The sequence below is a fragment of the Streptomyces sp. NPDC014656 genome, from assembly GCF_043084305.1.
Lineage (GTDB): Bacteria > Actinomycetota > Actinomycetes > Streptomycetales > Streptomycetaceae > Streptomyces.
Map to the genome: position 1 here is coordinate 261,727 of NZ_JBIBZN010000002.1, position 14,680 is coordinate 276,406.

The 14,680-nt window shown below is 72.2% G+C and carries 12 protein-coding genes; 8 read left to right on the forward strand and 4 right to left on the reverse strand.

Annotation, left to right across the window (positions count from 1 at the left end; translation table 11 throughout):
• Nucleotides 1-108: 108 nt before the first annotated feature.
• The 5 genes from ACF1ED_RS04960 (at nt 109) to ACF1ED_RS04980 (ending at nt 7,001) form a co-directional block, all read left to right on the forward strand.
• On the forward strand, nt 109-792 hold the full coding sequence (locus tag ACF1ED_RS04960) for a spermidine synthase (RefSeq protein ID WP_391756990.1): 684 nt from the start codon (nt 109-111) through the stop codon (nt 790-792).
• A 60-nt stretch (nt 793-852) separates the two neighbouring features.
• Nucleotides 853-1,587 carry a response regulator transcription factor gene (locus tag ACF1ED_RS04965; protein WP_351848887.1) on the forward strand — a complete coding sequence of 245 codons (735 nt, stop codon included), beginning with the start codon at nt 853-855 and terminating at the stop codon, nt 1,585-1,587.
• Nucleotides 1,584-2,678, forward strand: coding sequence for a sensor histidine kinase (locus tag ACF1ED_RS04970; RefSeq protein ID WP_391756991.1), 1,095 nt, complete (start codon nt 1,584-1,586; stop codon nt 2,676-2,678). The genes ACF1ED_RS04965 and ACF1ED_RS04970 overlap by 4 nt, the downstream gene beginning before the upstream one ends.
• Nucleotides 2,679-2,947: 269 nt before the next feature.
• Nucleotides 2,948-6,733: a multifunctional oxoglutarate decarboxylase/oxoglutarate dehydrogenase thiamine pyrophosphate-binding subunit/dihydrolipoyllysine-residue succinyltransferase subunit gene (locus ACF1ED_RS04975; protein ID WP_391756992.1), complete on the forward strand. Its 3,786-nt coding sequence runs from the start codon at nt 2,948-2,950 to the stop codon at nt 6,731-6,733.
• 82 nt (nt 6,734-6,815) lie between these two features.
• On the forward strand, nt 6,816-7,001 hold the full coding sequence (locus ACF1ED_RS04980; protein ID WP_007266501.1) for a DUF6104 family protein: 186 nt from the start codon (nt 6,816-6,818) through the stop codon (nt 6,999-7,001).
• 84 nt (nt 7,002-7,085) lie between these two features.
• Here ACF1ED_RS04980 and ACF1ED_RS04985 read toward each other — a convergent pair whose 3' ends face one another.
• Complete coding sequence (locus ACF1ED_RS04985) at nt 7,086-7,901, reverse strand: hypothetical protein (protein WP_391756993.1); 816 nt, start codon at nt 7,899-7,901, stop codon at nt 7,086-7,088.
• Between the two features lie 187 nt (nt 7,902-8,088).
• On the opposite strand from ACF1ED_RS04985, the gene ACF1ED_RS04990 reads away from it, so the two are divergent.
• A complete protein-coding gene (locus tag ACF1ED_RS04990; RefSeq protein ID WP_391756994.1) occupies nt 8,089-8,991 on the forward strand; it encodes a DUF4097 domain-containing protein in 903 nt (300 codons plus the stop codon).
• A gap of 1 nt (nt 8,992) precedes the next feature.
• Complete coding sequence (locus tag ACF1ED_RS04995; protein WP_391756995.1) at nt 8,993-9,925, forward strand: helix-turn-helix transcriptional regulator; 933 nt, start codon at nt 8,993-8,995, stop codon at nt 9,923-9,925.
• Between the two features lie 21 nt (nt 9,926-9,946).
• On the opposite strand, the gene ACF1ED_RS05000 is transcribed toward ACF1ED_RS04995, so the two are convergent.
• Both ACF1ED_RS05000 and ACF1ED_RS05005 read right to left on the reverse strand, forming a co-directional pair.
• Entirely contained in the window at nt 9,947-11,389 is a 1,443-nt protein-coding gene (locus ACF1ED_RS05000; protein ID WP_391757507.1) for a cellulase family glycosylhydrolase, read from the reverse strand.
• 86 nt (nt 11,390-11,475) lie between these two features.
• Nucleotides 11,476-12,441 carry a zinc-binding dehydrogenase gene (locus ACF1ED_RS05005; protein WP_391756996.1) on the reverse strand — a complete coding sequence of 322 codons (966 nt, stop codon included), beginning with the start codon at nt 12,439-12,441 and terminating at the stop codon, nt 11,476-11,478.
• Nucleotides 12,442-12,559: 118 nt separating this feature from the next.
• On the opposite strand from ACF1ED_RS05005, the gene ACF1ED_RS05010 reads away from it, so the two are divergent.
• On the forward strand, nt 12,560-12,985 hold the full coding sequence (locus tag ACF1ED_RS05010) for a DUF6416 domain-containing protein (RefSeq protein WP_391756997.1): 426 nt from the start codon (nt 12,560-12,562) through the stop codon (nt 12,983-12,985).
• Between the two features lie 81 nt (nt 12,986-13,066).
• On the opposite strand, the gene ACF1ED_RS05015 is transcribed toward ACF1ED_RS05010, so the two are convergent.
• Entirely contained in the window at nt 13,067-14,278 is a 1,212-nt protein-coding gene (locus tag ACF1ED_RS05015; protein ID WP_391756998.1) for an NADP-dependent malic enzyme, read from the reverse strand.
• Between the last annotated feature and the right edge of the window lie 402 nt (nt 14,279-14,680).

Sequence of the window (14,680 nt, forward strand, 5' to 3'; positions counted from 1 at the left end):
TCCCGGCGTCACCCCGTGACTCCTTAACGTGTTTGTCCCGGCCCGCCGCGCTCGGCCAGGATGGCCGGGACGACGCGTACCGCACGACGAGACACGGAGTGACTGCCCATGAACAGCCCCGTCACCCTCGACCGCCGCGAGAGCCCGTACGGCGAAGTCGTCCTACGGCGCCGGGACGCCGGGGACCGCACCGACTACGAGATCATCGTCAACGGCACCTTCCTGATGGACACTTCCGACGGGCGCTCCGAACGGCTGCTCGTGGACGCGGCGATGGAGGCGCTGCCCGAGCCGACGCGGACCGGCGCGTCCGTCCTGATCGGCGGGCTCGGCGTCGGCTTCTCCCTCGCGCACGCCGCCGCGGACCCCCGCTGGGGGCGGATCGCGGTGGTCGAGCGGGAGGAGGCGATCATCGACTGGCACCGGAGCGGCCCGCTCGCCTCGCTCTCCGGGCGCGCCCTCGCCGACGAGCGGGCCGTGATCCTGCACACGGACCTGGTGACGTATCTGGAGACCACCACCGACACCTACGACGCCCTGTGCCTCGACATCGACAACGGGCCGGACTGGACGGTCACCGAGGACAACGGATCCCTTTACGGGGCACGGGGATTGGCGTCGTGCGCGGCGCGGCTGAACCCCGGCGGGGTCCTCGCCGTCTGGTCGGCCCGGCCGTCCGGCGATTTCGAAGAGTCCTTGCGGAATGCCGGATTCAGCGGGGTACGGACGGAAGAGGTCCCCGTTGCCCGGGGCGTCCCGGACGTGGTCCACCTCGCCGTCCGTCCTGCGTAGCCGGGACACCGCGGGTACCTCTAGGCTGCTGCACCGACATCGGCGACGCGAGGCGGGGCAATGGAGCAGACACACACCACTCACCAGGGTGCGGCGACTCCGGGGGCCCAGCGGCGCGTCCTGGTCGTCGAGGACGACGCGACGATCGTGGAGGCGGTCTCCGCCCGGCTGCGCGCGGAGGGCTTCCTGGTCCAGACGGCGACCGACGGCCCCGCGGCCGTGGAGGCCGCCGAGGCGTGGCAGCCGGACCTGATGGTCCTCGACGTGATGCTGCCCGGCTTCGACGGCCTGGAGGTCTGCCGGCGCGTGCAGGCCCAGCGCCCGGTGCCGGTGCTGATGCTCACGGCCCGGGACGACGAGACCGACATGCTGGTCGGGCTCGGCGTCGGCGCCGACGACTACATGACGAAGCCTTTCTCCATGCGTGAGCTGGCCGCCCGGGTGCACGTGCTGCTGCGCCGGGTGGAGCGGGCCGCGCTCGCCGCCGTGACCCCGCGCAGCGGGATCCTGCGCCTGGGCGAGCTGGAGATCGACCACGCGCAGCGCCGGGTCCGGGTGCGGGCCGAGGACGTGCACCTGACGCCCACCGAGTTCGACCTGCTGGTCTGCCTGGCCGGCACCCCACGCGCGGTGCTCTCCCGGGAGCAGCTGCTCGCCGAGGTGTGGGACTGGGCGGACGCCTCCGGCACCCGGACCGTGGACAGCCACATCAAGGCGCTGCGCCGGAAGATCGGCGCCGAGCGGATCCGTACGGTGCACGGGGTCGGGTACGCGCTGGAGACCCCGGCGCCGTGAGCCGGCCGGCGCGGCGCCCGGGGGGGTCCAGGCGCCGGATCGCGATCTCGATCAAGACGAAACTGGGGGCGCTGGTCGTCGGCGCGGTGCTGCTGACCTCGGGCCTGGCCCTGGTGGCGATCCGCACGTCCACCGAGTTCCGGTACATCACGATCTTCGCGATGATCGCGACGCTGCTGATCACGCAGTTCGTGGCGCAGTCGCTGACGGCGCCGCTGGACGAGATGAACACGGTGGCGGGGTCGATCTCGCGCGGCGACTTCTCGCGGCGGGTGCGGGGCGCGGACCGGCGCGACGAGCTGGGCGACCTGGCCTCGACGATCAACCGCATGGCGGACGACCTGGAGGCGGTGGACCGGCACCGCAAGGAGCTGGTCGCCAACGTCTCGCACGAGCTGCGCACGCCGATCGCGGCGCTGCGGGCGGTGCTGGAGAACGTGGTCGACGGGGTCTCGGAGGCCGATCCGGAGACCATGCGCTCGGCGCTGAAGCAGACGGAGCGGCTGGGCCGGCTGGTGGAGACGCTGCTCGACCTGTCGCGGCTCGACAACGGTGTCGTACAGCTCCGGGCGTGCCGTTTCGAGGTGTGGCCCTATCTGTCGGGGGTGCTGCGGGAGGCGAACCTGGCCGCCGCGCAGCGCGGGCTCCCGTCGACGTCCGGTCTGCACCGGCGTACGGACGTGCACCTGCACCTGGACGTGTCGCCGTCCGACCTGACGGCCTACGCGGACGTGGAGCGGCTGCACCAGGTGATGGCGAACCTGATCGACAACGCGGTGAAGCACTCCCCGCCGCACGGGCGCGTGACGGTGCGGGCGCGGCGCGGGCCGTACCCGGAGTCGCTGGAGCTGGTGGTCGAGGACGAGGGTCCGGGCATTCCGGAGGCGGAGCGCCACAAGGTCTTCGAGCGGTTCAACCGGGGCACGGCCCCGGACCGGCAGGGGCCGGGGAGCGACGGCGGCACGGGCCTCGGTCTGGCGATCGCGCGCTGGGCGGTGGATCTCCACGGTGGCGGGATCGGCGTGGCCGAATCTTCACGCGGGTGCCGCATCCGGGTCACTCTTCCGGGCAGCCTTCCCCTCCGCGATTGACGTAGGGTTCGAACCGGAAGCGAACGTTCTGCGTGATCAGTGGCAGGACGTGGTCAGGGTGCGGCCGAAGGGGGCCGTAGCCCGTGCTTTTCCGTACCCTCACAGGTGCGGAACCACGCTTGTTTCCCGCCATTCACGGCGTCGAAACACCCCGTCAAGTGTGACTTGCGCGACGTTGGACTGCCCGGCCTGCGCGTCCCGGCGAGACAGGCGTAGCCTTTATTTCCGCTGTCCATCACCTTGCGAAGCGGAAGAGGGCGGTTGCCGCCGTGTCGTCTCAGTCCCCCAGTACCCCGAGCTCCCCGGCCGACCAAGACGGGCGTGGCGTGAGCCCCGCAGCCGCCTTCGGCGCCAATGAGTGGCTCGTCGACGAGATCTACCAGCAGTACCTCCAGGACCCGAATTCGGTCGATCGTGCCTGGTGGGACTTCTTCGCCGACTACAAGCCGGGTGCGGCGGAGACCCCGCCCGCCCCGGCCGCCACCACGACCGCGCCCCCGGCGCCGCAGACGGGCCCCGCACAGGCCGCGCCTGCCGCTCCGACGGCCGCCGTCCCCGCCCCGGCCGCCCCGGCTCCGGCTCCGGCCGCCCCGGCGAAGCCCGCCGCCGCCGCTCCGGCCGCCGTGAAGCCCGCCCCGGCCGCCGCTCCGGCGCCCGTCAAGGCCGCGCCCGCCGCCGAGGCGCCCGCCGGCCCCGAGCTGATCACGCTCCGCGGCCCGGCCGCCGCCGTCGCGAAGAACATGAACGCCTCGCTGGAGGTGCCGACGGCCACGTCCGTCCGCGCCGTCCCGGTGAAGCTGCTCTTCGACAACCGGATCGTCATCAACAACCACCTGAAGCGCGCCCGGGGCGGGAAGATCTCCTTCACCCACCTCATCGGCTACGCCATGGTGCAGGCGATCAAGGCCATGCCGTCGATGAACTACTCCTTCGCGGAGAAGGACGGCAAGCCGACCCTGGTCAAGCCGGAGCACGTGAACTTCGGCCTCGCCATCGACCTGGTGAAGCCGAACGGCGACCGCCAGCTCGTCGTCGCGGGCATCAAGAAGGCCGAGACGCTCAACTTCTTCGAGTTCTGGCAGGCGTACGAGGACATCGTCAAGCGCGCCCGCGTGGGCAAGCTGACGATGGAGGACTTCACCGGCGTCACGGTCTCCCTGACCAACCCCGGCGGCCTCGGCACCGTCCACTCCGTCCCGCGTCTGATGCCCGGACAGTCGGTCATCATGGGCGTCGGCTCGATGGACTACCCGGCGGAGTTCCAGGGCACCTCCCAGGACACCCTGAACAAGCTCGGCATCTCCAAGGTCATGACCCTGACGTCGACCTACGACCACCGGGTCATCCAGGGCGCCGCCTCCGGCGAGTTCCTGCGCGTCGTCGCCAACTTCCTCCTCGGCGAGCAGGGCTTCTACGACGACATCTTCAAGTCGCTGCGGATCCCCTACGAGCCGGTCCGCTGGCTCAAGGACATCGACGCCTCGCACGACGACGACGTCACCAAGGCCGCCCGCGTCTTCGAGCTGATCCACTCCTACCGGGTCCGCGGCCACGTCATGGCCGACACCGACCCGCTGGAGTACAAGCAGCGCAAGCACCCCGACCTGGACATCACCGAGCACGGCCTCACCCTGTGGGACCTGGAGCGGGAGTTCGCGGTCGGCGGCTTCGCCGGCAAGTCGATGATGAAGCTCCGCGACATCCTCGGCGTGCTCCGCGACTCGTACTGCCGCACCACCGGCATCGAGTTCATGCACATCCAGGACCCGAAGCAGCGCAAGTGGATCCAGGACCGCGTCGAGCGTCCCCACGCGCGCGTGGAGCGCGAGGAGCAGCTCCGCATCCTCCGCCGGCTGAACGCGGCCGAGGCCTTCGAGACCTTCCTGCAGACGAAGTACGTCGGCCAGAAGCGCTTCTCCCTGGAGGGCGGCGAGTCCGTCATCCCGCTGCTCGACGCGGTCATCGACTCCGCCGCCGAGTCCCGCCTGGACGAGGTCGTCATCGGCATGGCCCACCGCGGCCGCCTCAACGTCCTCGCGAACATCGTGGGCAAGTCGTACGCGCAGATCTTCCGCGAGTTCGAGGGCAACCTCGACCCGAAGTCGATGCACGGCTCCGGCGACGTGAAGTACCACCTGGGCGCCGAGGGCACCTTCACCGGTCTCGACGGCGAGGAGATCAAGGTCTCCCTGGTCGCCAACCCCTCCCACCTGGAGGCGGTCGACCCGGTCCTGGAGGGCGTCGTCCGCGCCAAGCAGGACGTCATCAACAAGGGCGGCACGGACTTCACCGTCCTGCCGGTGGCCCTCCACGGCGACGCGGCCTTCGCGGGCCAGGGCGTGGTGGCCGAGACCCTGAACATGTCGCAGCTGCGCGGCTACCGCACCGGCGGCACGGTCCACATCGTCATCAACAACCAGGTCGGCTTCACGGCGGCTCCCGAGTCGTCCCGCTCCTCCATGTACGCCACCGACGTGGCCCGCATGATCGAGGCGCCGATCTTCCACGTGAACGGCGACGACCCGGAGGCCGTGGTCCGCGTCGCGCGGCTCGCCTTCGAGTTCCGCCAGACGTTCAACAAGGACGTCGTGATCGACCTCATCTGCTACCGCCGCCGCGGTCACAACGAGGGCGACAACCCGTCGTTCACCAACCCGCAGATGTACAACCTGATCGACAAGAAGCGCTCGGTGCGCAAGCTGTACACCGAGTCCCTCATCGGTCGCGGCGACATCACCCTCGAAGAGGCGGAGCAGTCGCTCCAGGACTTCCAGGGCCAGCTGGAGAAGGTGTTCGCGGAGGTCCGCGAGGCCACCGCCGCCCCGGCGGCGACGACCGTCCCGGACGCCCAGGCGAAGTTCCCGGTCGCCGTCACCACCGCGGTCTCCCAGGAGGTCGTCAAGCGGATCGCCGAGTCCCAGGTCAGCATCCCGGAGCGGGTCACCGTCCACTCCCGCCTGCTGCCGCAGCTCCAGCGCCGCGCGGCCTCCATCGACGACGGCACCATCGACTGGGGCTTCGGCGAGACCCTCGCCATCGGCTCCCTGCTGATGGAGGGCACCCCGGTCCGCCTCTCGGGCCAGGACACCCGCCGCGGCACCTTCGGCCAGCGCCACGCGGTGCTCGTCGACCAGGAGACCGGCGAGGACTACACCCCGCTGCTCTACCTGTCCGAGGACCAGGCCCACTTCAACGTCTACGACTCGCTGCTCAGCGAGTACGCGGCGATGGGCTTCGAGTACGGCTACTCGCTGGCCCGTCCCAGCTCGCTGGTCGTCTGGGAGGCCCAGTTCGGCGACTTCGTCAACGGCGCGCAGACCGTCGTCGACGAGTTCATCTCCTCGGCCGAGCAGAAGTGGGGCCAGACCTCCGGCGTCACCCTGCTCCTGCCGCACGGCTACGAGGGCCAGGGCCCGGACCACTCGTCCGCCCGTCCCGAGCGCTTCCTCCAGATGTGCGCCCAGGACAACATGACGGTCGCCATGCCGACGCTGCCGTCGAACTACTTCCACCTCCTGCGCTGGCAGGTGCACAACCCGCACCACAAGCCGCTCATCGTCTTCACCCCGAAGTCGATGCTGCGCCTGAAGGCCGCGGCGTCCAAGGTGGAGGAGTTCACCACCGGCGGCTTCCGCCCGGTGATCGGCGACTCGACCGTGAACCCGGCCGACGTCCGCAAGGTCGTCTTCTGCGCCGGCAAGGTCTACTACGACCTGGAGGCCGAGCGGCAGAAGCGCGGCGACACGGAGACCGCGATCATCCGTCTGGAGCGCCTGTACCCGCTGCCGGGTGCCGAGCTCCAGGCCGAGATCGCCAAGTACCCGAACGCGGCGAAGTACATCTGGGCGCAGGAGGAGCCGGCGAACCAGGGCGCGTGGCCGTTCATCGCCCTCAACCTGATCGACCACCTCGACCTGGCGGTCGGCGCGGACATCCCGGCGGGCGAGCGCCTGCGCCGGATCTCCCGCCCGCACTCCTCGTCCCCGGCGGTCGGCTCGGCCAAGCGTCACCAGGCGGAGCAGCAGCAGCTGGTCAACGAGGTCTTCGACGCCTGACGTCGGCGCCTCGCGCGGAGGCCCGGCACCCCTGGTGGGGTGCCGGGCCTCCGGCCTGTCCGGCAGGCCTATCCTGGATCGCATGTACTTCACCGACCGTGGCATCGAGGAACTGGAGAAGCGGCGCGGCGAGGAGGAGGTCACCTTCGAGTGGCTCGCCGAGCAGCTGCGGACCTTCGTCGATCTCAACCCCGACTTCGAGGTGCCGGTCGAGCGCCTCGCGACCTGGCTGGCCCGTCTCGACGACGAGGACGAGGACGACGAGTAGGGACGCACAGGGCCCGGCGGGGCCGAGCAGAGTAGACGCCGAAGGCCCCTCCCGCACGGGAGGGGCCTTCGGCGTCTGCGGGGGTCAGTGCCCGCGCAGCCGGTCGTAGGCGAGTCCGAGGACCCCGTGGGCGACGAGGAGGGCTCCCGCCGCCGTCCAGCCGCCGCTGCGCCTGCCGAGCCCCCAGAGGAGCAGCGGGACGCCCGCGGCGAGCTGGGCTCCGCCCAGGAGGCGCGCCCGGGGGCCGCGTACGTACGGGCCGATGGGGCCCTCCTCCACGGCGTCGAGTTCGGCCAGGACGGCGTCGCGCCAGCCCGGCCACTCCAGCTGCTCGGCGCCGGCGGCGAGGGCCGCCCCGCGGAGCCGGTCGGGGGCCTCGCCGGGGTCGATGCCGGTGGGCAGTTCGAGGCCGGTGCGGGCGAGGACGGCGACGAGGCCCAGGAGGCGGGTACGGGAGTCGGCCTCGGGGTCGGGGAGGGTGAGCGGCTCCAGGGCCTGGACGTCGAGGACCGGGTCGAGGACGAGGCGCTCCGCGAGGGTCCGCATGGCCTCGTCCTCGCCCGCCGGGGTGCCGTCCGCGAGCCAGGTGTAGCCGACGGTGCGGCGGAAGCCAGCGGCGAGGGTGATCCCGGCGCGGTCCCCGTCCCACCAGAGGGCGAGGACGGGCCGGCCGGCGGCGGAGACGGCGAGGGCGGTGGCCCAGCCGGTGACGACCCGCTCGACCGACTCCCCGTCGCTCCGCCACGGCTTCCCCTCCGGCACGAGGACGCTCCAGTCCGCTCCGGCGGTGGCCAGGAGCAGCGGCTCCCGCAGGAGCTGGGCGGGCGGCCGGACCGCCGGGGGATCGGCTCGGCACAGCAGCAGCGCCCCGGCGGGGCTCGGTCCGGATGTCGCGTTCATGGGCCCTACGCTAGGCCAGTTTGTCCGTGTACGGCGGTGATTGCTCCGACCCTGTCAGGGTTCAATCAGGGTTGACTCCGCCACACCGCGATATATCGTGAATCTCGAAGTCGCGACAGGGTGTCGCGATGTGTTGCGTCGCCGGGCGCCGCTCGACGAGAGCTTCGAGAAACGGGAGGTCAGCACCATGACCGAGTGGTCCGTCACCGAACCGGTGAAACTCGCGCCCGCCGACCCCGTGACACGGCTGCGCGTCCGCGTCGTGGGCGGCGCGGTGAACGTGGTGGGCACCGAGGAGAGCACGGCCCGGGTGGAGATCACGGAGATCGAGGGCCCGCCCCTGATCGTCACCCAGGAGGGCTCCACGCTGACCGTGACCTATGAGGACCTGCACTGGAAGGGCATCCTCAAGTGGATCGACAGCAAGTCCCACAAGCGGCGGGCGGTGGTCTCGGTCGCCGTCCCGGCCGGCGCCGAGGTCGAGGTGGGGGCGGTCACGGCGGACACGGTGGTGTCCGGTCTGCGCGGCCGCACCGAGGTGCGCGGGGTGACCGGCTCCACGACGCTGCGGGGGCTCTCCGGCCCGGTCCGCGCGGAGAGCGTCTCGGGCGCCCTGGAGGCCCAGTCGGTGACCGGCGCGCTGCGGGTCGTCTCGGTGACGGGTGACGTGACCGTGATCGAGGGCTCCGGCTCGGCGGTGCGGGCGGAGACCGTCAGCGGGGACATGGTCCTGGACCTGGACCCGGCTCCGGCCGGGGCGCCGCCGGCCGACATCCGGCTCACCAGCGTCTCCGGCGAGGTCGCCGTCCGGCTGCCGCACCCGGCGGACGCCCGGGTCGAGGCGAGCACCACGAGCGGCTCGGTGTCGAACGCCTTCGAGGACCTGCGGGTGGGCGGCGAGTGGGGCGCCAAGTCCCTCACCGGGACCCTCGGCGAGGGCAGTGGCACGCTCAGGGCGACCACGGTCTCCGGCTCGATCGCCCTCCTCCGCCGCCCGGAGGCCGCCGACGACCCCGGCGCCCCCGAGGGCCCGGCGGCCCCGGAAGCCTCCGCCGACTCCTCCGCCCCCGCGCCCGGAAAGGTGCTCTGACATGTCCCCCGTCTTCGCCCACGGCCGACTCCGTCTCTACCTCCTCAAGCTGCTCGACGAGGCCCCCCGCCACGGCTACGAGGTGATCCGGCTCCTGGAGGAGCGCTTCCAGGGCCTGTACGCCCCCTCGGCCGGCACGGTCTACCCGCGGCTGGCCAAGCTGGAGGCCGAGGGGCTCGTCACCCACACCAGCGAGGGCGGCCGGAAGGTCTACTCGATCACCGAGGCGGGCCGTGCCGAGCTGGCCGGCCGGGACGCCGAACTCGACGCCCTGGAGCGGGAGATCCGGGACTCCGTCTCGGAGCTGGCCGCCGAGATCCGCGAGGACGTGCGGGGCGCGGCGGGCCGGGTGCGCAGCGAGATGCGCGCGGCGGCGAGCCGGACCCGGACGGCGGAGGGAGGCTCCTTCGCCGAGGTCAAGGAGGAGCTGCGCAAGGCCAAGCGGGAGTGGAAGGAGCAGGCCCGGCAGGCGAAGGAGGAGGCCCGCTCGGCGACGCTCCGGGCGAGCGAGTTCCAGCGGGTCGCCCAGCAGGTGCAGGACGAGGTCCAGAACCGCTTCGCCAAGGGCGAGTGGCCGCAGACCGTCTGGGAGGGCCTGTCGGGGATCACCGCCCAGCTGGGCGACCTCGTCTCGGGCCACCCCAGGGCCCGGGCCGGCGCGGCGGGCACCCCGCCGGTCGACGTGCCCCTGGCGGACGTGACCCTGCCGGACCCGGCCGGGGAGGCCGTGACCCCCTCGTGGGCGCTGGACGGGGCGGGTTCGGGTGACCCGGCACGGGATCTGGACCGGCTGCTCGACCGCTTCCGGGACGAGGTGCGGGACGCGGCCCGCGACCACGGGGTGACGGACGCCCAGCTCGCCCGGGCCCGCGACCACCTGGCCACGGCGGCCGTCCGCATCACCGGGATGCTCCGCCCCCGCGCGGAGTCCTGAGCGGAGGGCCGCCGGACCGGGTCAGCGGGCCGCCGGACCGGTCCGGGTCACGGTGACGGTGACCCGGGCGCCCGGGAGGGCGAGGACGCGGACCCGGACGCGGTCCCGGTCGCGCAGCACGAGCGCGCCGCGGGCCGTGACCTTCCAGTCGCCGGGCGGCAGCGCCAGCTCGGTGACGCGGGAGCCGCGGCGGCCGGCGGCGTCGTACTCCAGGCGGTAGACGCCGGTCCCCGGCTCGTACGCGGCGGAGCGCACCCGGCCGGCGACGGCCTCCGCGTACGGCTCGGCGGTCAGCTCCTTGTTGGCGCGGAAGGCGCCGGTGCCGTCCACGGCGCAGTAGCCGCCGCCGTAGCACCAGACGTAGCCGGCCCAGCCGGAGGCGTAGCGGCCGAGGGAGGCCATGGCGTCGCGGTAGAAGCGGTTCATGTTGGGCAGGGAGTTGTTGAGCGGGCCCCACTCCCCCACCACCACGGGGACCTTGTACTCCTTGGGGTAGAGGGTGACGGCCTGCTCGTAGCTCTCGATCCAGCCGGCGGCGGGGTCGTAGTCGGCGCCCGCCTCCATGCCGGTGTTGTAGAAGTGCGGGGCGTAGACGATCTTCGGGTCGTCGATCCGGCCGAGGCCGGTGGGCACTCCCTCGCCGACGATCGGGGTCGGCTCGACGAAGATCCAGGCGTCCCGGTCGGCCTTGCGGATGGAGTCGGCGATCCGGTTGTACATGGGGGTGAGCTGTTCGCGCTCGATGCGGCGGGCGGCGGTGGGCAGGTCCTCGCCCTCGCGGATCTCGCCCATGGGCTCGTTGATGGGGTCGTAGCCGAGGACGGCCGGGTGGTCGTCGAAGCGGTCGGCGAGCACCTGCCACATGCGGGCCTGGGCGCGGCGGAGGTCCTCGTCCTCGTAGAGGTGGGTGAAGGCGCGCTGGACGGCGGGCTCGAAGTACTCGGAGAACCAGTCGTCGGGGCGCGGGGTGAAGGGCAGTCCGTCGGTCCTGGTGGCCCAGGCGGGGATGCCCCGGTGGCCGAAGGCGGGGCCGAAGACGTCCTGGTGGGCGTCGAGCAGCACCTTGACGTCATGCTTCTCGGCCCAGTCCAGGACGCGCTCGACCTTGCGCAGATAGGTCTGGCTGTAGTGGCCGGGCCGGGGCTCCAGGTCGTCCCAGAAGACGAGGAGGCGGGCGAAGTTGTAGCCCTTGGCGCGCATGTCGCGGAAGTGCTTCTCCGTCACGGCGGAGAGGGCGGCGTCACCGCGGTTGGCCTTGTCCTCGACGTTCCAGCCGCGCAGGGTGAGGACGCGGCCCCGGGAGTCGGTGAGGGCGGGGATCCCGTCCGCGCCGGGCTCGGCGCCGGTGCGGGCCGCGGTGGCCGCGGTGGCCGTGGGGGCGGTGGCGGTGGCGGTGGCGGTGGGGGCGAGGGTGGCGAGCAGGGAGGCGGCGACGGCGGTCGCCACGAGGGTGGTGCGCGACAAGCGGGACACGGAGGCCTCCGGCACGGGGAAGTGAGCGTTGTTCACGTTTCACGTGCCGGAGATCCCATCAGGTCGACCGACCCGTATCAAGAGGTCGTCAGCACGATCTTTCCGAAGAGGTCGCCGGCGGCCATCTTCTCGAAGCCCTCGCGGGCCCGGTCCAGCGGCAGCACCTCGTCGATCACCGGGCGGACCCCGGTGGCCGCGCAGAAGGAGAGGAGGTCCTCCAGCTCGTCCTTGGAGCCCATGGTGGAGCCGACCACCTTCAGCTCCAGGAAGAAGATCCGGGTCAGTTCGGCGTGCGAGGGGCGGTCGCCGCTGGTGGCGCCGGAGATGACGAGGGTGCCGCCGGGGCGCAGGGACTTGACCGAGTGCGACCAGGTGGCGGCGCCGACGGTCTCGATGACGGCGTCCACCCTCCGGGGCAGCCGCGCCCCGGGCTCGTACGCCTCGACCGCGCCGAGCTCCACGGCCCGCTTCCGCTTGGCCTCGTCCCGGCTGGTGGCGAAGACCCGCAGGCCGGCCGCCCTGCCGAGGACGATCGCGGCGGTGGCGACACCGCCGCCGGCGCCCTGGACGAGGATCGAGTCGCCGGGGCGGACCCCGGCGTTGGTGAAGAGCATGCGGTAGGCGGTCAGCCAGGCGGTGGGGAGGCAGGCGGCCTCTTCGAAGGAGAGCTCCTTCGGCTTGGGCAGCACGTTCCAGCTGGGGACCGTGACGCGCTCGGCGAAGGTGCCCTGGTAGCGCTCGGTGAGGATGGAGCGGGGCTCGTCCGGTCCGACGCCGTGCCCGGTCTGGCCGATGACGGAGTGCAGGACGACCTCGTTGCCGTTCTCGTCGATCCCGGCGGCGTCGCAGCCGAGGATCATCGGCAGCTTCTCCTCGGGCAGTCCGACCCCGCGCAGCGACCACAGGTCGTGGTGGTTGAGCGAGGCGGCCCTGACGGTGACGGTGGTCCAGCCGGGACGCGCCCCGGGCTCGGGGCGTTCGCCCAACTCGAGTCCGTTCAGGGGCTGGTCGCGGTCGATTCGGGCGGCGTAGGCAGCGAACATGGCTTTGACCCTAGGCGGCGACGGGGACCACGCGGAACCGGCTCCCGGTGTGACGCGCGTCCCCTCGGCCCCGCCCCCTCCGGGGAGCGCGCCCGCCGACGCCCGATAGCGTTCCGTCATGACGGACATGACGGTGTTCCTGACGGAGAACGACCCTCGGTGGGGCAGTCACTCGGGGGGATCCGGGCACGACTCCGACCCGGAGTGGGGCCCCGAGGACCGCGCGCTGGCGGCCGGTTTCAGGGCGGCCCTGACACCGAACGCCGGGCTCGTCCTGGACTACCTCGTGGAGCGTCCCGGACAGCGGGTGCACTGCACCGAGCTCTTCACGCACGCCCTGGGCCGTACCGACGGGACGAACCCGGCGAGCGCGGTGGCCGGCGTCCTGAACGGGATGTCCGCCGCGCGGGAGGAGGCCGGACGCCGCTACCCGTTCACCTGGTGGGAGGGCGAGCGGGGCGCGGACTACGCGGTGCGGCCCTCGACGGCGGCCGTCTTCCTGGCGGGCCGGCACGAGCCCGCCGCCGTCCCCCGGCAGGGCTGAGCGCATGCGAAAGGGCCCCGTCCGGGGTCCGATGCGGCGGACCCGGACGGGGCCCTCTCAGGGGCCGTCCGCGGGCTGGGGTCAGCGGCGGGCGACGCCCTCGGCGCGCGCGGCGGCGGCGACCGCGGCCGCGACGGCCGGGGCGACCCGGTCGTCGAACGGCGACGGGATGACGCAGTCGGCGGCGAGCGCGTCACCGACGACACCGGCGATGGCGTCGGCGGCGGCGATCTTCATGCCCTCGGTGATCCGGGAGGCCCGGACCTGGAGCGCGCCGGCGAAGATGCCGGGGAACGCGAGGACGTTGTTGATCTGGTTGGGGTAGTCCGAACGGCCGGTGGCCACGACCGCCGCGTACTTGTGGGCGACGTCGGGGTGGACCTCGGGGTTCGGGTTGGCCATGGCGAAGACGAAGGCGTCCTTGGCCATGGAGGCGACGGCCGCCTCGGGGACCGTACCGCCGGAGACGCCGATGAAGACGTCGGCGCCGGCGAGGGCGGTCTCCAGGGAGCCGGTGAGGCCCGCCTTGTTGGTGAGCCCGGCGATCTCGCGCTTGACGTCCGTGAGGTCCTCGCGGTCGCTGCTGACGACGCCCTTGCGGTCGGCGACGCAGACGTCGCCGATGCCGGCCTCCAGGAGGAACTTGGCGATGGCCACACCGGCCGCGCCCGCGCCGGAGATGACGGCGCGCAGGTCGCCGAGGGTCCGGCCGGTCAGCTTCGCCGCGTTCCGCAGGGCGGCGAGGGTGACGATGGCGGTGCCGTGCTGGTCGTCGTGGAAGACCGGGATGTCGAGGCGCTCCTGGAGCTTGCGCTCGATCTCGAAGCACCGCGGGGCCGAGATGTCCTCCAGGTTCACGCCGCCGAAGGACGGGGCGAGCCGGACGACGGTCTCGACGATCTCGTCGGTGTCGGTGGTCGCGAGGGCGATCGGGACGGCGTCCACGCCGCCGAACTGCTTGAAGAGGATCGCCTTGCCCTCCATGACCGGGAGGGAGGCCTCCGGGCCGATGTCGCCGAGGCCGAGCACGGCGGTGCCGTCGGTGACGACGGCCACGACCTGGGACTTCCACGTGTAGTCGTGGACCAGCTCGGGATTCTCGGCGATCGCGGTGCACACCTTGGCGACGCCGGGGGTGTACGCGAGGGACAGGTCGTCCTTGTCACGGACGGGGACGGTGGCCTGAATGGCCATCTTGCCGCCGCGGTGGAGGGCGAAAGCCGGGTCGAAGGGCTCCTCGGGAGCTCCTTGCGTACCGCTCTCGCTCGGGGGATTGACGATCTCCGCTGCCATTGGGTGAGACCCCTTATGTCTGTTGTCGAGGGTTGCCGCTCCTGGTGTGGAGCGGTGGGCGGGTCCCGCGGCCGCCGTGTCGGGCAGCCGCGCGGGCGCGCCGCACAACGCGCCCTGAGCCCCGGATGAGGGGTGTAAGGATCCTTCTTACCGGACAGACGGCACCGCAGACGAGTCCGTATCCACTCGGTGACGCGACTCATACCGAGTGCTTCCGGACGCGTACGGAGAACGACTCGTCACCCGTTATCAGGAAAGATGCCGCCAGCGCCCGTTTGGCTCTGTTCGTGCCGTCCGAATGGCGAGATCGGCCGTAGATTCTTCGGTAAAGCGGGAAGGCCACGAAAGATGATCCGGCCCTGATGTACCGGCCTGTCGGGGTTCGGTCGTCACCCGTTACCC